13 protein-coding genes are annotated in these 16,935 nt (G+C 71.0%); all 13 read left to right on the top strand.

The window, feature by feature from the left end; genetic code table 11:
• Positions 1-38 precede the first annotated feature (38 nt).
• Positions 39-1,649 carry a protein kinase domain-containing protein gene (locus WG923_RS22035; protein WP_340353152.1) on the top strand — a complete coding sequence of 537 codons (1,611 nt, stop codon included), beginning with the start codon at positions 39-41 and terminating at the stop codon, positions 1,647-1,649.
• Positions 1,649-2,497, top strand: coding sequence for a serine/threonine-protein kinase (locus tag WG923_RS22030; RefSeq protein WP_340353151.1), 849 nt, complete (start codon positions 1,649-1,651; stop codon positions 2,495-2,497). Before WG923_RS22035 ends, WG923_RS22030 begins: the two co-directional genes overlap by 1 nt.
• Positions 2,494-3,375 carry a response regulator gene (locus WG923_RS22025; protein ID WP_340353150.1) on the top strand — a complete coding sequence of 294 codons (882 nt, stop codon included), beginning with the start codon at positions 2,494-2,496 and terminating at the stop codon, positions 3,373-3,375. The genes WG923_RS22030 and WG923_RS22025 overlap by 4 nt, the downstream gene beginning before the upstream one ends.
• On the top strand, positions 3,372-3,734 hold the full coding sequence (locus tag WG923_RS22020) for a response regulator (RefSeq protein WP_340353149.1): 363 nt from the start codon (positions 3,372-3,374) through the stop codon (positions 3,732-3,734). The genes WG923_RS22025 and WG923_RS22020 overlap by 4 nt, the downstream gene beginning before the upstream one ends.
• A gap of 19 nt (positions 3,735-3,753) precedes the next feature.
• On the top strand, positions 3,754-6,102 hold the full coding sequence (locus WG923_RS22015; RefSeq protein ID WP_340353148.1) for a chemotaxis protein CheA: 2,349 nt from the start codon (positions 3,754-3,756) through the stop codon (positions 6,100-6,102).
• A gap of 132 nt (positions 6,103-6,234) precedes the next feature.
• Positions 6,235-7,947, top strand: a complete 1,713-nt coding sequence (locus tag WG923_RS22010) for a methyl-accepting chemotaxis protein (RefSeq protein ID WP_340353147.1) — start codon at positions 6,235-6,237, stop codon at positions 7,945-7,947.
• 206 nt (positions 7,948-8,153) lie between these two features.
• Positions 8,154-8,663, top strand: coding sequence for a chemotaxis protein CheW (locus WG923_RS22005; RefSeq protein ID WP_340353146.1), 510 nt, complete (start codon positions 8,154-8,156; stop codon positions 8,661-8,663).
• Between the two features lie 86 nt (positions 8,664-8,749).
• Positions 8,750-10,141 (top strand): methyl-accepting chemotaxis protein, encoded by a 1,392-nt coding sequence (locus tag WG923_RS22000; protein WP_340353145.1) that lies wholly within the window; start codon positions 8,750-8,752, stop codon positions 10,139-10,141.
• Between the two features lie 2 nt (positions 10,142-10,143).
• Positions 10,144-11,022, top strand: a complete 879-nt coding sequence (locus WG923_RS21995; RefSeq protein ID WP_340353144.1) for a CheR family methyltransferase — start codon at positions 10,144-10,146, stop codon at positions 11,020-11,022.
• Between the two features lie 8 nt (positions 11,023-11,030).
• A complete protein-coding gene (gene cheD / locus WG923_RS21990) occupies positions 11,031-11,642 on the top strand; it encodes a chemoreceptor glutamine deamidase CheD (protein ID WP_340353247.1) in 612 nt (203 codons plus the stop codon).
• Positions 11,639-12,679 carry a protein-glutamate methylesterase/protein-glutamine glutaminase gene (locus WG923_RS21985; RefSeq protein WP_340353143.1) on the top strand — a complete coding sequence of 347 codons (1,041 nt, stop codon included), beginning with the start codon at positions 11,639-11,641 and terminating at the stop codon, positions 12,677-12,679. The genes cheD and WG923_RS21985 overlap by 4 nt, the downstream gene beginning before the upstream one ends.
• A 235-nt stretch (positions 12,680-12,914) precedes the next feature.
• Complete coding sequence (locus WG923_RS21980; RefSeq protein ID WP_340353142.1) at positions 12,915-15,365, top strand: DNA internalization-related competence protein ComEC/Rec2; 2,451 nt, start codon at positions 12,915-12,917, stop codon at positions 15,363-15,365.
• A 67-nt stretch (positions 15,366-15,432) separates the two neighbouring features.
• Positions 15,433-16,932 carry a circularly permuted type 2 ATP-grasp protein gene (locus WG923_RS21975; protein ID WP_340353141.1) on the top strand — a complete coding sequence of 500 codons (1,500 nt, stop codon included), beginning with the start codon at positions 15,433-15,435 and terminating at the stop codon, positions 16,930-16,932.
• Positions 16,933-16,935 lie beyond the last annotated feature (3 nt).

Here is a 16,935-nt window from a genome sequence, read left to right as displayed (position 1 = left end):
TGTGACCAAATGTACACTGCAGGCCAGGATGTAACTAAATGCGACAACAACTCGAAGCCCGCACCAGCTCGGAAGCGCAGATCGCGCACGGCGTGCGCGACTTCGTGTCGACTTCGCAGCTCGCCTCCGGCCTGGACGGGAGCGCCGCCGATGCGGCGTCGACCGTGGCGACCATCGTGTATGCCCGCCTGCACCATTTCTCGGACATCTGCAACGCGCTGGACAGCGACGCCGCCGCCGCCTTCGTCAATGAGGTCCGTCGCGTGCTGACGGAGCCCGTGCTCAAGCTCAATGGCGAGGTCGCGACCCGCCGTCCCGATTCCATCCTGGCCGTCTTCAGCAACAAGCCCGAGGACAAGAAGCCGAACCACGCGCAGCGCGGCCTGCACGCCGCGATCCTGCTGGTGCACGAGGCGGTGCAGCTGGCCCACACCGTCGCCGAACGCCCGGAGCTGGCGCACCTGCCCGCGCTGACCATCGCGGCGGGCGTGCACCTGGGCGCGGCCGAGCTGTCGCGGCGCACCAACGGCAAGGTCCACGCCGCCGGCGAAGCCGTCGAAGTGGCCCGGCTGCTCGAACTCACGGCGATGGACCTGAACTGGAGCGTCGCCACCTCCACCGGCACGCGCCTCGCATCGGCCGGACGCGCCGAGGGCGGCCGCATCGGCTCGCTCGGGCTGCCGGACAACAGCTTCCTGGACATCGTCGAAGTCACCGGCCTGGTGCCGCGCCGCGGCTCGCACACGCCGCCGCAGGTGTTCGACCGGCTGCGCGAGGCGCTGCAGGCCAATCACCAGGTGCGCCGCCGCACGGTCGCCCCGGCGCCCGTGCCGAACGCGCCGACCTCGGGCACGCACCTGCTGATCGAGGGCTACCACGTGCTGCGCAAGATCGGCGAGGGCGGCATGGCGGCCATCTACCTCGCGCAAGCCGCCGAGAGCGGGCCGCCGCAGGTGCTGAAGGTGATGCGGCTGGACCAGGGCCTCGAAGGCGACGCCCTGCAGCGCTTCATCCAGGAATACGCGCTGCTCGCGCAGATCCACCACCCCAACGTCGCGCGCATCTACCGCCAGGACTTCTCGGTGGCCCACGCGTACATCGCGATGGAGTTCTTCCCGAACGGCGACCTGCGCCAGCGCATGCGCTCCGGCCCGATCGACCCGCAGACGGCGGTGTCGTACATCAAGCAGGCCGCGGCCGGCCTGGGCGCCATCCACGATGTCGGCATCGTGCACCGCGACATGAAGCCGGACAACCTGATGCTGCGCCACGACGGCAGCCTGGCGCTGGCGGACTTCGGCGTGGCCAAGCAGACCTCGATGAAGATCACCGACACCGGCGATGGCGACATCGTCGGCACGCCGTACTACCTGAGCCCCGAGCAGGCGCTCGGCCAGCCGGTGGACGCGCGCTGCGACATCTACAGCCTGGGCGTGATGGCCTACGAGCTGCTCACGGGCCGCAAGCCCTACCACGCCAGCTCCGCCCAGGAGCTGCTGCGCATGCACGTGCAGGACCCGGTGCCGCTGCTGCCGCCGGACCACGCCCATTTGCAGGCCGTGATGGAAAGCCTCATGGCCAAGGACCACGACCAGCGTTACCCGTCGGCCCAGGCCCTGCTCGACGACTTCAAGCGCATGGGCTTGTGATGGTCCCCTTCCACATCGCGCCCGCCAACACAGCCTGGCGTGCTCCGCGCGCCGCCGGGGCGCGCGACGCACCCACGCCACGCATTCCGGGCTTCCGCCTGCTGCGCCAGGTGGGCCGCGGCCGCCATGCCGCCGCCTGGCTCGCGTGGGACGCCGGCGCCGACTGCGAGGTGGTGCTCAAGCTGCAACCCGCCGGGGACGGCTCGCTGATGCGCGAGTACGCCGTCGCGCAGCGCCTGGCCAGCCCGCACATCGTTCAGGTCTTCGGCTGCGGCGAGGCGCACGGTTGCGGCTGGCTGGCGATGGAACACTTGCCGGGCGGCAACCTGCGCCGCCTGATCGGGCAGGGCAACACGGCGCAGGAAGCGCTCGTCCTGCTGCGCCAGGCGGCCGAAGCGGTCGCGCAGTTGCACCGGCAAGAGCTCGTGCACCGCGACGTCAAGCCCGACAACCTGCTGCTGCGCGCGACCGGCGAGCTGGTGCTGGCCGACTTCGGCCTCGTCACGCCGTGCGGCGCGCTCGACCCGCGCGCGCAACCGGGGGCCGTGGTCGGCACCCCGCGCTATGTCGCGCCCGAACAGCTCCAGGGCGCGGGCGCCGCGCCGGCCGCCGACGTCTACAGCCTGGGCGTGCTGCTGCACGAGATGCTTTGCGGCTGCCCCCCGTTTTCCGGCGAGACGCTGATGGAGGTGCTGTCGCAGCACCTCGTCGCGCCGCCGCCGCGCCTGCCGGCCGATATCGCGCCGCTGCAGCCGCTGCTGGACCGAATGCTTGCAAAAGAGGTGAAAGACCGGCTTCCGGATGCGGATGCCGTACTCGGCCTTCTGGGCCAGAGGTGGGTACCGTGAATGTGAATGAACAATACCTGGTCGACGTGATCGGCTTCAACGCGGTGGAGCGATCGATGCTCGCGAGCATCTTCGCCCTCGCCGCGCGGCGCGATCCCGGATTCGTCCAGTACGACCCCGCGAACACCGTGAGCGGCTCGGCCGACATCTACCTGGTGGATGCCGAGAACCCCGAGGCGCTCAGCGAGTTCAAGATGCTGAGCCGCCGGGCCAACCTGCCGGCGGTGATGATCGGCTCCAACGCGGACAGCCTCGGCTTCCCGCTGCTGCCCCGGCCGCTGCAGTGGGCCCGCCTGCTGCAGGCGCTGGAGGAAACGGTGACGGCCTCCGGCAGTTCCGCCGGCGGCGGCGCCAGCAACGACGAGGACGGCACGCTGCCCCTGGGCCACACGCTCTCGGCCAGCAGCGCGGGCCGCACCAACGCGCCGCACAACAGCGGGTTCGAGGGCGCCTCGGCGCACAAGCGCGCCGCCGGCGACACGGTGCTGGTGGTGGACGACAACGCCTCGGTGCGCATGTTCATGAAGGCCAAGCTGGCGCCGTTCCAGTTCGAGGTCGACTTCGCCGAGACCGGCGAGGAAGCGGTGGGCCTCACGGGCCAGCGCGAATACGCGTGCGTGTTCCTCGACGTGGTGCTGCCCGGCATCGACGGCTACCAGGTCTGCAAGTTGATCAAGGCCAACAAGCACGCGATCAAGAAGACGGCGGTGGTGATGCTCACCAGCCGCAGCTCGCCGTTCGACAAGCTGCGCGGCTCGCTCGCGGGCTGCGACGAGTACCTCACCAAGCCCCTCGACGAGGACCGCCTCCTCGAGGTGATCGCCAAGTTCCTTCCCAGCAGCCGCAAGCGCGACAAGTCCCGGAGTAGACAACAATGAGCAAATCGATCCTGGTGGTGGACGACACCCGTTCGATGCGAGCCATGGTGGCAGCGGTGCTGGAAGGCGCCGGTTACGAGGTGGCCCAGGCCGGCGACGGCATCGAGGCCCTGGAGCTGGCGCGCCATCGCGTGTTCGACCTCGTGGTGACCGACCACAACATGCCGCGCATGGACGGCGTGACCCTGGTGCGCGAACTGCGCCAGCTGCCCAATTACGACCCGGTGGCGCTGATCGTGCTGTCCACCGAGGCGAGCCCCGAGCTCAAGCAGAAGGGCCGCGAGGCAGGCGCGACGGGATGGATGGCCAAGCCCTTCGATCCGCAGCGCATGCTCGATATCGTCGGCAAGTTCATCTGAAGCGCAAAGGGGAGGCGTCATGTTCCAGCCTTCGAACAGTTTCGGCGACCCGCTCGCCTTCCGCACCATCTTCTTCGAGGAAGCGCAGGAGCACCTGGGCAACGTCGAGGCGATCCTGCTGCGCATGGATGTCGACGCGCCCGCGCCCGACGACCTCAACGGGATCTTCCGCGCCGTGCACTCGATCAAGGGCAGCGCGGCGATGCTGGGTTGCAGCGAGATCGCGGCGCTGACGCACCTGCAGGAAAACCTGCTGGACCTGCTGCGCAAGAACGAGCGGCCGATCACGCCGGACGACATCAACGCGATGCTCAAGGCCGGCGACGTGCTGCGCCTGCAGGTGCAGCACCGGCGCGGCGCGCTGGCCGAGGCGCCGGACGCGGCACAGGTCGAGGCGCTGCTGCGCGAACGCGTGGCGCAGCCCGCGGCCGATGCGCGCAACGGCCAGTCGGGTCCCGTCACGCGCAACTTCCGCGTCAGCCTCGGCCCGCTGGCGAGCGCGATCGACGAACTCGAACTGGACATGATGCTGACGGGCCTGGCCGAAATGGGCGCCGTCGCCAACACCGTCGTCGACAACGTCGCAGGCGGCAGCGTGTGCTTCGAGGTCGCCCTGCAGGGGGCCGCGGCCGACCTGCAGAGCGTGCTGTCGCTGGTGGTGCCGCCGGAGCTGATCGTGCTGGAGACGATGGACGCCCCGCCGGCGCAGCCGCAACTGCAGCCGCAGCAGCAGGCGAGCGCCGCCGTCGCGCCCGTGGCGCCCGCGCCCGCGCCGCAACTGCAGGCGGTGGCGCCCGCCGCCGCAGCAGCCAACGAGCCGGAGGACGAGTTCTTCGTCGATCCCGCCGAATTCAGGCAGCGGGCGGCCCGCGCCGCGGCAACCGAACCACCGGCCGCGCCGGTGGCGACGCTGCCCCCGGCCCCGCCGGAAGCGGTGGCTGCCGCCGGCAAGCATGGCGGCTCGATCGACCTGTTCGTCACCCCCGAGCAGTTCAGGAAGGAGCGCGCGATGCGCTCCGGCGAAGCGGCCCCGGGCGTCGACCTGTTCGTCACGCCGGAACAGTTCAAGAAGGAACGGTCCGCCGCCGCACCGGCCACGCAGGCGCCTGCCGCCCCGGCTGCCGGTGCGGCCCCCGCGCCCGCGGCCGACCTGCCCGAAGCGCCGACCAGCGCCGCGCACGACACCACCTTCATCCGCGTGGCCACCGAGAAGATCGACCTGCTGGTGAACCTGGTGGGCGAGCTGGTGATCACCGAAGCCATGCTCCAGCGCAATGGCGCGATCGCCGAAACGGCGGCCGCCGACGGCCGCTACGGCAGCAACAGCGGGCTGGCGGACCTGTCGCGCCACACGCGCAACCTGCAGGAGGCGGTGCTCGCGATCCGCATGCTGCCGATCTCCAACATCTTCTCGCGCTTCCCGCGCGTGGTGCACGAACTCTCCGGCCGCTTCGGCAAGCGGGTGGAGCTGAAGGTCTCGGGCGAGAGCACCGAGCTCGATCGCGGCCTGATCGAGAAGATCTCCGATCCGCTGATGCACCTGGTGCGCAACGCGATCGACCACGGCCTGGAAACGCCGGAAGAACGCATCGCCGCCGGCAAGCCGCCGGTGGGCACCGTGTGGCTGCGCGCCAGCCAGCGCGGAGGCAACATCGTGATCGAGGTGGCCGACGACGGCCGCGGGCTGGACCGCGAGCGGATCCTGCAGCGCGCGATCGAGCGCGGCACCGCGATCTCGCGCGACGCGCCCGATGCGGAGGTCTGGCAGCTGATCTTCGAGGCCGGCCTGTCGACCGCCGACCAGGTGACCGACGTCTCCGGCCGCGGCGTCGGCATGGACGTGGTCCGCCGCAACATCCAGGCCCTGGGCGGCACGGTGGACCTGTCGTCGGTGAAGGGGCAAGGCATGCGGGTGGCGGTCAGCGTGCCGCTCACGCTGGCGATCATGGAGGCGATGACGATCTCCGTCGGCGCCGAGACCTACGTGCTGCCGCTGGCGTGCGTGGTGGAGTCGCTGAGCGTCAACCCGGGCGAGCTGCACACGCTGCCCGGGCACGGCGACACCTTGCGCGTGCGCGAGGAGTACCTGCCGGTGCTGCACCTGGCGAAGCTGTTCCCGCCGCAGAAGCCGCGCGAGCAGGCCTCGGCGATCGCGGTGATCGTCGAGACCGACGGCTCCAAGGCCGTCCTGCTGGTCGACGAACTGGTCGGCCAGCAGCAGGTGGTGGTCAAGAGCCTGGAGGCGAACTTCCGCCGCGTGCCGGGACTCGCCGGGGCGACGGTGATGGGCGACGGCTCGGTGGCGCTGATCCTCGACGTGGCGCACCTGGTGCGCCTTTCCGGGCGCGAAGGCGCCATGCAGTTCTGATCCCGGCAGGTCGAAAGGCTTAGGCAATCTGCCTCAGTTGACCTAGGTCTACTGGGGCGCCCCACCTCACTGTCATCCTTGGCGCAGCGTGCCGTCGTTGGGAGACGCGCCGCGTCACAGGAGAACGAGGTGATGTTCCAGAACCTGCGGGTGTCCGTCCGGCTTGCGCTGGGTTTCGGCTTGGTGATTGCGCTGGCGGTGGCGACTTGCGTGCTGGGCATCAGCAGCCTCGCGGCCCAGAGCCGGAGCGTGGACGAACTGGCCAACAACCATACCCCCGCGCTCGTGTATGCGGGCGAATGGCATGCGCGCGTGGAGGCTGCCGCCAAGGACATGCGCAACCTGTTCATCGTCCCCGAGGAGGACATGCTGGAAGAGGTCGCCGCCATCCGGCTGGCGCGCAAGGAGCGCGACCGCCTGCAGGGCGAGCTGACGAAGCTGGCGCAGACGCCGAAGGCGCGCGGGGCGCTGCAGGGCATCGCCGAGTCCGGCAAGGCCTACCTCGCGCTGGAGGACGAGTTCCTCACGCTCGCGGACGGCGGCAAGATGCAGGAAGCGCGCGACATGATGCTCAACCGCATCCGCCGCGTGCAGTTCGCCTACCTCGAAGCGATCGACAAGCTGGTGCAGGTGCTCGCCGCGGAGGCGAAGAGCCTGGCGGCGGAGTCCGCCGGCACCGCGCGCGCCAGCCTGTCGCTGATGGCCGCGGCCACCGGCGCCTCGGCGCTGCTCGCGCTGCTGTTCGCGATCGTGGTCACCCGCTCCATCACGCGCCCCATCGGCGAGGCCGTGGCCGCGGCGCGCCGCGTCGCCCACGGCGATCTCACCGTGGACCTGCCCACCACGCGGCGCGACGAGGCCGGGCTCCTGCTGGCCGCGCTGCAGGACATGACGGAGCAATTGCGCCACCTGCTCGGCGAAGTCGCCGGCGGCGCCCACGTGGTGGCGCACACCAGCGCCCAGATCGCGCAGGGCAACCAGGACCTGTCGCAGCGCACCGAGGAACAGGCCAGCACGCTGGAGGAAACAGCCAGCTCGATGGAGGAACTGACTTCGACCGTGGCGCAGAACGCGGATTCCGCGCGCCAGGCGAGCCAGCTCGCAGTGGGCGCCTCGCAGGTGGCGCGCAAGGGCGGCGAGGTCGTGGGGCAGGTGGTGAGCACCATGGAGGGCATCACCGCCTCGTCGCGCAAGATCTCCGAGATCATCGGCGTGATCGACGGCATCGCCTTCCAGACCAACATCCTGGCGCTCAATGCGGCCGTCGAAGCGGCGCGCGCGGGCGAGCAGGGCCGCGGCTTCGCGGTGGTCGCCGCGGAAGTGCGCTCGCTGGCGCAGCGCAGCGCCGCGGCCGCCAAGGAGATCAAGGCGCTGATCGGCGAATCGGTGGAGAAGGTGGGCGCCGGCGCGAGGCTGGTCGACCACGCCGGGCACACGATGGACGAGATCGTCTCCGCGGTCACGAAGGTGAGCGACCTGGTCGCCGACATCGCGGTGGCGAGCCAGGAGCAGAGCTCCGGCATCCAGCAGGTCAACGCCGGCGTCACGCAGATGGAGCACGTGGTGCAGCAGAACGCGGGCCTGGTGGAGGAAGCCACTGCCGCCACCGAAGCCATGAAGGCGCAGTCGGCCAGCCTCCGGCAGCTCGTGGCGCGCTTCAAGTTGCACGCCGGAGCGCCTGCGCCCGGTGCGCAGGTCGCAGGCGCGAGCGAGGTGCCCGCGCCGGTGCCCGAGCCGTTGCGCCTGCTGCGCCGGCCCGCGCCGCGCGCCGCCGCCAACGCGCCGGAGATGCTGGCCGTGGCCAACGGCGCACCGCGCCCCGCCGGCGAATGGCAGGAGTTCTGAGCGAAAACCTGTGCCGCCGGCGCCACGCCCCACGCCGGCTGGAAGGCGGCGCGCGAACGACGGACGGCCCCCGTTCGCGCCCTTTTGCGCAGAGTCACCGAAAAGCATCCAGTAACAAGACTTAACCAGTTGCAACACGCCGGCCGAGATGGCATCCTCGGTTCGACGGTGCCCGGCGCACCACGCGTGAAAGAGGAGAAGAAACCATGCAAGGACCGACGGCCAGCGTCACTTCCCATGCGGGCAAGCCCAGCGACGGGCCAGCGAGCGAGTTCCTCACCTTCCGCCTCGGCGCGGAGAGCTACGGCATCGAGATCCTGAAGGTGCAGGAGATCCGCGGCTACGAGACGCCCACGGCCATCGCCAACGCGCCTTCCTTCATCAAGGGCGTGATCAACCTGCGCGGCGTGATCGTCCCGATCCTGGACCTGCGCATCAAGTTCCGCCTGAGCGAGGCGCGCTACGACGAGTTCACGGTGGTGATCATCCTGAACGTCGCCGGCCGCGTGGTGGGCGTGGTGGTCGACTCGGTGTCCGACGTGCTGACGCTCGCGAGCGACGCGATCCGCCCGACGCCGGAGTTCGCCTCGGCCACCTTCGACACCAAGTACATCACCGGTCTCGGCACGGTCGACGACCAGATGATCATCCTGCTGGACATCGAGAAGCTGATGACGGGCGCCGACATGGCGCTGGTCGACGGCGCGGTGCACTGAACGCATCCGGGCCGGGCAGGGGCCGCAGGGGCGCGCGCGATGCGGGCGTCCTGGGCGGCCCTGGCAGGTTCGAGGAGGATTCCCCTTTGACCCAGACTCAGGTCCAGCACGAGATCGACCGGGCGGCGCTCGGCTTCTTCCGCCGCTCCACCATCCGCACGCGCCTGACGGCGGCATTCCTGTCGATCGCCGCCGTGCTGGGCGTGCAGGGCGCGATCGCCTGGTGGCAACTGCAGCGGCTCGCCGAGGTGGCGTCGGCGCAGCCGGGCGCCGCGGCGCTGCAGGGCGCGCTCGCTTCCGCGCAGACCGTGGTGGTCGGCTTCGCCATCGTCGTGGTGGTGCTGGCCTTCGCCCTGTGCTATCCGCTGACCGTGCACATCGTCAAGCCCGTGCGCGTGGCCGCCAAGATCGCGCAGCGTGTCGCCGGCGGCGACCTCACGGTGCGGGTGCGCACCGGCGGCAGCGACGAGGCGGCGCAGTTGATGCGCGCGCTGGCGGAAATGACCGAAAGCCTGCGCAGCGTGCTGGGCAGCGTGGTGCACGGCGCGCACACCGTCAACGGCACCAGCAGCCAGATCGTGCAGGGCAACCTGGAGCTGTCGCAGCGCACCGAGGAGCAGGCCAGCACGCTGGAGGAAACGGCCAGTTCGCTGGAGGAGCTCACGTCCACCGTGGCCCAGAACGCGGACCACGCGCGCGAAGCCAGCCAGCTCGCGCTGGCGGCCTCGGCGGTGGCACGCAAGGGCGGCCAGGCCGTGGACCAGGTCGTGCGCACGATGGACGAGATCTCCGACGCCTCGCGCAAGATCACCGAGATCATCGGCGTGATCGACGGCATCGCCTTCCAGACCAACATCCTGGCGCTCAATGCGGCGGTGGAGGCGGCACGGGCGGGCGAGCAGGGCCGTGGCTTCGCGGTGGTCGCTGCCGAAGTGCGCAGCCTGGCGCAGCGCAGCGCCGCGGCGGCGCGCGAGATCAAGGGCCTGATCGGCGCCTCGGTCGACAAGGTCAACGCCGGCTCCAGCCTGGTGGACGCCGCCGGCCACACCATGGTGGAGGTGGTGATGTCGGTGGAAAAGGTCAGCGGCCTCATCGCCGAGATCGCGCAGGCGAGCCAGGAGCAGAGCGCCGGCATCGGCCAGGTGAACACCGCCGTCACGCAGATGCAGCGCGTGGTGGAACGCAATGCCTCCATGGTGGAACAGGCTTCGCACGCCACCGAGAGCATGAACGTGCAGGCGGCCGAGTTGCTGAAGATGGCCTCGCGCTTCCGCCTCGCCGGCGCCCCGGCAGCCGCGCAGCCGGCGCCGGCTGCGCAGGCCCCGGTGCAGGCTGAAGCGAAGGCGGCCCTCCCGGTGGCGCCCGCGCGCGTGGCCGCACCGGGCATCCGCGTGCGACCGGCACCCGTGCCGGCCGCGGACCGCCCCGCCGCGCCGGCCCGAGCGCGTGAACAGGCCGGGGAGTGGACGGAGTTCTGAGCGTGAAATTGCAGTCCCTGCGCTCGACCGAATCCCCCGCGCGAGCGCCGATCGCCGACCTGCCGCTGGTGGATGCGGCTTCGCTGCTGGGCGAGCGCGAGTTCGGCACCGTGCGCCACCTGATCGCCCAGTACGCCGGCATCAAGCTCAGCCCGCAGAAGCGCAACATGGTCTACAACCGCCTGCAGCGGCGGCTGCGGGCGCGCGGCCTGGCCAGCTTCGGCGAGTACCTGGAGCTCGTGCAGCGCGAAGGCTCCGACGAACGCGAGGCCTTCGTCAATGCTCTCACGACCAACCTCACGGCCTTCTTCCGCGAGCCGCACCACTTCGACATGCTGCTGGAACGCGCCCGCACGCGCGCGCAGCAGCGCGGCGCGCCGCTGCGCTGCTGGAGCAGCGCCTGCTCCACCGGCGAGGAGGCGTGGTCGATCGCGATGGTGCTGCGCGAGGCGCAGTGCGCCGGCAGCGTGCTGGGCACCGACATCGACACCGAGGTGCTGCAGACGGCGCAATCGGGCATCTACCGCATGGAGCGCGCCGCCGCGCTCACGCCCGAGCGGCTGCGCAAGCACTTCCTGCGCGGCTCCGGGGCCAACGAGGGGCTGGTGAGCATGCGGCCCGAGCTGCGCCAGATGGTGCGCTTCGGGCAACTGAACCTGCAGTCGCCGGTGTGGCCGGCGCAGGAACCCTACGACGTGATCTTCTGCCGCAACGTGGTGATCTACTTCGACCGCGAGGTGCAGAAGAAGCTGCTCGCGCGCTTCGCCGACCTGCTGGTGCCGGGCGGGCTGCTGATGGTCGGCCATTCCGAAAGCTTCCCGTCGGCGCATGGCGGCTTCCGCTCGTGCGGCCGCACGGCCTACGAACGGGTGGGTTCTTGAACGCTGTCCTGAACAACACCAACGACGCCGGCGAACCCCTGCGCTATTTCGACCGCGAGTTCCAGGTCGAGACGGTCAAGATCCTGCCGGGCCAGTACCACGCCGCGCGCGGCGGCGCGGTGACGACGGTGCTCGGTTCCTGCGTGTCGACCTGCCTGTGGGACCCGATCGAGCGCATCGGCGGCATGAACCACTTCATGCTGCCCGGCGACACCGCGCATCCCGACTCGCCCTGGGCCGCCTCGGCGCGCTTCGGCGTGTACGCGATGGAAGTGCTGATCAACGAGATGATCCACCTCGGCGCCGACCGCCGCCGGATGGTGGCCAAGGTGTTCGGCGGCGCGCGGCTGCTGGCCGGCTTCGAGCGGCTGGACGTCGGCGCCAAGAACTGCGAGTTCGTGCTCGAATTCCTGCGCGTGGAGGGCATCCGCATCCTCGCCAAGGACCTGCTGGACGTGTGCCCGCGCAAGGTGCACTTCTTCGTCGACAGCGGCAAGGTGCAGGTCAAGCGCCTGGCGCTGTCGCCGAGCGAGACGGTGCAGCGGCGCGAGCGCGAATACCTGTCGCGGCTGGACACGAAGTCCGGCGGCGAGATCGAAATCTTCAAGCCCCCGCGATGATCCGCGTCCTCATCGTCGACGACTCCGCGGTGATGCGGGCCTTCCTGAGCCGCGTCGTGGCCTCGCAGCCCGACATGGAGCTGCTGGGCGCCTCGCCCGATCCGTTGCTGGCCATCGACCGCATCCGCCGCACGCCGCCGGACGTGATCACGCTCGACGTCGAGATGCCGCGCATGAACGGCCTCGACTTCCTGCGCAACCTGATGATGGTGCGGCCGCTGCCCGTCATCATGATCTCGTCGCTCACGCGCGAGGGCGCCGAGACCACCATGAAGGCGCTGGAACTCGGCGCGGTGGACTTCATCCCCAAGCCGGCCAGCTACGACCAGCTCGAACAGAACGCCCAGGAGATCGCCGACAAGATCCGCGCGGCGGCCGGCGCGCGCGTGAGCCGCCGGCGGCCGATGCTGGCGCAGCCGGCGCAGAAGTCGCGCCCCGCGCCGCTGCTGCAGTCGGTGCCCGTGGCGCTGCACCGCGTGATCGGCATCGGCGCGTCCACCGGCGGCGTGGAGGCGCTGCGCGACGTGCTGACGCACCTGCCCTCCTCGATGCCGCCGATCGTGATCGCGCAGCACATGCCGCCCGGCTTCACGGAAACCTTCGCGCGGCGCCTGGACACGCTGTGCCGCATCCACGTGAAGCAGGCCGAGGACGGCGAGCCGGTGCACGGCGGCGTGGCCTACATCGCCCCGGGCGGGCGCCACCTGCTGCTGGTGCGGCGCGGCAGCGGCTACTCGCTGCGCGTGACCGACGACCCGCCGGTGAACCGCCACCGGCCCTCGGTGGACACGCTGTTCCGATCGATCGCCAAGGCCGCCGGCCACCAGGCCATCGGCGTGATGCTCACCGGCATGGGCGGCGACGGCGCCGACGCGATGCTGGAGATGAGCCGCTGCGGCGCCTACAACATCGCCCAGGACGAGGCGAGCTGCGTCGTCTTCGGCATGCCCCGCCAGGCCATCGCCGCCGGCGGCGTCAACGAGGTCGCGTCCCTGCCCGACATCGCCGGCCGCCTGGAGGCCCTGGCGCTGTCCTGACTCGCTTCCCTGCGGGGAAGGCGTGCGGCCTGACTTCCTCCCGCTGCGGGGAGGGCACGTGGCTTGACTCCTCCCGCTGTGGGGAGGGCACGTGACTTGACTCCTCCCGCTGTGGGGAGGGCACGTGACTTGACTCCCTCCCCCTCCGGGGGAGGGCGGGGGTGGGGGCACTCCGCTCCCCCATCTGGAGGAGCTCCGCATTCCACCGCCCGGCCCCTTCATGCGTTGATCGGGTGTGACCCTCCCCGCGGCCGCGCGACCCGGTTCCGCCCTCGCGCCCCTGCTGCTGGGCGTGGTGCTCGGTGCCGCCCTGCAATTGCAGCAGCCCCGCCTGTGGCCGCTGGCGTGGTACGCGTCCGGCGCCGTCTTCGCGGGCCTGCTGCTGCCGATCGCCTTCTCCCGCCTGCGCGGCGCCTCGCGCACCGCTGCCCTCCTGCTGCTCGCGGCCACGCTCTCCGCCAGCGTCGCCGGCTGGCGCGCAGCGTCCTTCATCGGCACGCGGCTGGCCCCTGCACTCGAAGGACTCGACCTCCAGCTCACCGGCATCGTCGCGAGCATGCCGCATCGCAACGAGGCGGGCCTGCGCTTTCGCTTCGAGCCGGAAGCCGCGCAGCTGCAGGGCCGCGCCATCGTGCTGCCGCCGCAGATCATGCTGGGCTGGTATGGCGGTCCCGATGCGGCCGGCGACGGCACGGTGGCACTGGAGCGCCTGCCGGCCGACGTGCGCCCGGGCGAACGCTGGCAATGGACGGTGCGCCTGAAGGCGCCGCACGGCCACGTCAATCCGCAAGGCTTCGACTACGAGCTGTGGCTGTGGGAGCAGGGCATCCAGGCCACCGGCTACGTGCGCGCGGGGCTGCGCGATCCGCCGCCGCTGCGCATCGCGGCGACTTGGGCGCATCCGGTGGAGCAGGCGCGCCACGCGGTGCGCGATGCGATCTACGCGCAGGTGAGCGATGCGCGCCTGGCCGGCGTGCTGGCCGCGCTCATCGTGGGCGACCAGGGCGCGATCGAGCGCGCCGACTGGGACGTGTTCCGTGCCACCGGCGTGGCCCACCTCATGAGCATCTCGGGCCTGCACGTCACGATGTTCGCCTGGGCCGCGGCCGCGCTGGTGGGGCGCCTGTGGCGGCGCAGCGCGCGCCTGTGCCTGGCCTGGCCGGCGCAGCATGCGGGGCTCGCCGGCGGCATCCTGCTGGCGGCGGCCTATGCCCTGTTCAGCGGCTGGGGGGTGCCCGCGCAGCGCACCGTGTTCATGCTGTCCGCCGTCGGCCTGCTGCGGCTGGGTGCGCGCGACTGGCCCTGGCCGCACGTGTGGCTGCTGGCGTGCGCCACGGTGGTGGCGATCGACCCCTGGGCGCTCACGCAGGCCGGCTTCTGGCTCAGCTTCGTGGCCGTGGGGGTGCTGTTCGCAAGCGGGCCGGCGGCGGCGAGCAGCGGCCGCGCCGCGCCGGGCGGAGCGCTGGCGCGCCTCGCAAGGGCGATCGTCTCCCTGGCGCGCGAGCAGTGGGTGGTGACGGTCGCCCTCACGCCGCTGTCGCTGCTGCTGTTCGGCCAGGTGTCGCTGGTGGGCCTGCTCGCGAACCTCGTCGCGATCCCGTGGGTGACGCTGGTGGTGACGCCTCTCGGCCTGGCCGGCGTGCTGCTCGCGCCGCTGTGGAACGTGGCCGCGCAAGCCCTGGACCTGCTCGGCGCCTTCCTGCGCGTGCTGGCGGAACTGCCCTTCGCCACCTGGTCGGCGCCGGCGCCGCCGCTGTGGGCGGGTGCCGCCGGCGTGGCGGGCGGCCTGCTGCTGGCCGCACGCGTGGCACCGTCGCTGCGCCTGCTGGGCGTGCCGCTGATGCTGCCCGTGCTGCTGTGGCAGGCGCCGCGGCCGCCGGCGGGCGAATTCGAGTTGCTCGCCGCCGATGTCGGGCAAGGCAACGCCGTCCTCGTGCGCACGGCCACGCACACGCTGGTGTACGACGCCGGCCCGGGCTACAGCCGCGAGACGGACGCCGGCCAGCGGGTGCTGGTGCCGCTGCTGCGCGCCGGCGGCGAGACGGTGGACCTCGTGGTCCTGAGCCACCGCGACAGCGACCATACCGGGGGTGCGGCGGCCGTGCTGCGCATGCAACCCGCGGCCCGGCTCCTGAGCTCGCTGGAGGACGCCCATCCCCTGCAGACGATCCGGCCGTCCACCCGCTGCCACGCCGGGCAGCAGTGGGATTGGGACGGCGTGCACTTCGAGATCCTGCATCCGGCCGCCGAAGACTACGCGCTGCGCGCCAAGCCCAACGCGATGAGCTGCGTGCTGCGGGTGGACAACGGCCATGCCAGCGCGCTGCTGGCCGGCGACATCGAGCAGCCGCAGGAAGCGGCGCTGCTGGCGCGCGCCGCGCCGCTCGCGGCCGACGTGCTGCTGGTGCCGCACCATGGCAGCCGCACCTCCTCCAGCCAGGCCTTCCTCGAAGCGGTCCGGCCCTGGGCGGCCCTGGTGCAGGCGGGCTACCGCAACCGCTTCGGCCATCCGGCGCCGGCGGTGCAGCACCGTTACCAGGAACGGGGCATCGTGCTGGCGCTGTCGCCCCGCTGCGGTGCAGCGCGCTGGGATTCACGCACCGCGCGCGTGCTGCAGTGCGAGCGCCAGGTGGCGCCGCACTACTGGCACCACGACGCGGCGGACGCCGACACGGGCGGCCAGTGATCCGCGCGCCGCGCGGCCCAGCCATGGCCGGGAAGTTGCTATCCTGTCAGCCGGAGAACGCGCACACATGCAGAAATTCGACGAGATGTTCGCCCAGCTGCCCCAGGACGGTGCGTTCCAGGTCCAGTCGCAGTCCATGGGCGGCATGTCGCAGCTGCAGGTGCAGGGCGTGCGCGACCATTACCGCACCTATGCCGAGTGGCTCGGCCGCCAGCCGCAGGAGATGATGCGCTCGCGGCGCGACGAGGCCGAGATGATCTTCCGGCGCGTCGGCATCACCTTCGCGGTGTACGGCGCCAAGGACGAGGACGGTTCGGGCACCGAGCGCCTGATCCCCTTCGACCTCATCCCGCGCATCATCCCCGCCGCCGAATGGCGCCTGATGGAAAAGGGGCTGGTGCAGCGCGTGACGGCGCTCAACCGCTTCATCCACGACGTCTACCACGAGCAGGAGATCGTCAAGGCCGGCCTGGTGCCGCAGCAGCAGATCATCGGCAACGCGCAGTTCCGCCGCGAGATGATGGGCGTGAACGTGCCGAACAACATCTATTCGCACATCGCCGGCATCGACATCGTGCGCGCGCCGCGCCCCGACGGCCAGCAGGCCGAGTACTACGTGCTGGAAGACAACCTGCGCGTGCCCAGCGGCGTGAGCTACATGCTGGAAGACCGCAAGATGATGATGCGGCTCTTCCCCGACCTGTTCAGCGCCTACCGGGTCGCGCCGGTCATGCACTACCCCGACCTGCTGCTCGAGACGCTGCGGGCCTCCGCGCCGTCCACCACCGACGACCCGACGGTCGTGGTGCTCACGCCGGGCATGTACAACAGCGCGTACTTCGAGCACGCCTTCCTCGCCCAGCAGATGGGCGTGGAACTGGTCGAAGGCCAGGACCTGTTCGTCAAGGACAGCTTCGTCTACATGCGCACCACGCGCGGCGCCAAGCGGGTCGACGTGATCTACCGCCGCGTGGACGACGACTTCCTGGACCCGCTCGCGTTCCGCCCGACCTCCACGCTCGGCTGCGCGGGGCTGCTCAAGGCCTACCAGGCCGGCAACGTGGCGCTGTGCAACGCGATCGGCACCGGCGTGGCCGACGACAAGTCGATCTACCCCTACGTGCCGGAGATGATCGAGTTCTACCTCGGGGAAAAGCCGATCCTCTCCAACGTGCCGACGCACCAGTGCCGCAACCCGGAGGACCTCAGGTACGTGCTGGCGAACCTGAAGGACCTGGTCGTCAAGGAGGTCCACGGCGCCGGCGGCTACGGCATGCTGGTCGGCCCGGCGGCGACGAACGCCGAGATCGAGGAATTCCGCCGGGTGCTGCAGGCCCGGCCGGAGGGCTACATCGCGCAGCCCACGCTCTCGCTTTCGAGCTGCCCCACCTTCGTGGAGAAGGGCATCGCGCCGCGCCACATCGACCTGCGGCCCTTCGTGCTTTCGGGCAAGGAAGTGCAGATGGTGCCCGGCGGCCTCACGCGCGTGGCGCTCAAGGAGGGCTCGCTGGTCGTCAACTCCTCCCAGGGGGGCGGCACCAAGGACACCTGGATCCTGGAAGTCTAGTGG

This window comes from Ramlibacter sp. AN1133 (assembly GCF_037890035.1).
In the GTDB taxonomy this organism is placed as follows: Bacteria; Pseudomonadota; Gammaproteobacteria; order Burkholderiales; family Burkholderiaceae_C; genus Ramlibacter.
The sequence above is the reverse complement of the archived record's forward strand: the minus strand, read 5'-3'. Positions and strand labels throughout refer to the sequence as shown.

Excerpts from the sequence above, each read along its gene's own strand:
- WG923_RS22005 (WP_340353146.1), top strand. The coding sequence starts at position 8,154 with ATGCAAGGACCGACGGCCAGCGTCACTTCCCATGCGGGCAAGCCCAGC.
- WG923_RS22015 (WP_340353148.1), top strand. The coding sequence starts at position 3,754 with ATGTTCCAGCCTTCGAACAGTTTCGGCGACCCGCTCGCCTTCCGCACC.
- WG923_RS21975 (WP_340353141.1), top strand. The coding sequence starts at position 15,433 with ATGCAGAAATTCGACGAGATGTTCGCCCAGCTGCCCCAGGACGGTGCG.
- WG923_RS22035 (WP_340353152.1), top strand. The coding sequence starts at position 39 with ATGCGACAACAACTCGAAGCCCGCACCAGCTCGGAAGCGCAGATCGCG.
- WG923_RS22030 (WP_340353151.1), top strand. The coding sequence starts at position 1,649 with ATGGTCCCCTTCCACATCGCGCCCGCCAACACAGCCTGGCGTGCTCCG.
- WG923_RS21985 (WP_340353143.1), top strand. The coding sequence starts at position 11,639 with ATGATCCGCGTCCTCATCGTCGACGACTCCGCGGTGATGCGGGCCTTC.
- WG923_RS22020 (WP_340353149.1), top strand. The coding sequence starts at position 3,372 with ATGAGCAAATCGATCCTGGTGGTGGACGACACCCGTTCGATGCGAGCC.
- WG923_RS22010 (WP_340353147.1), top strand. The coding sequence starts at position 6,235 with ATGTTCCAGAACCTGCGGGTGTCCGTCCGGCTTGCGCTGGGTTTCGGC.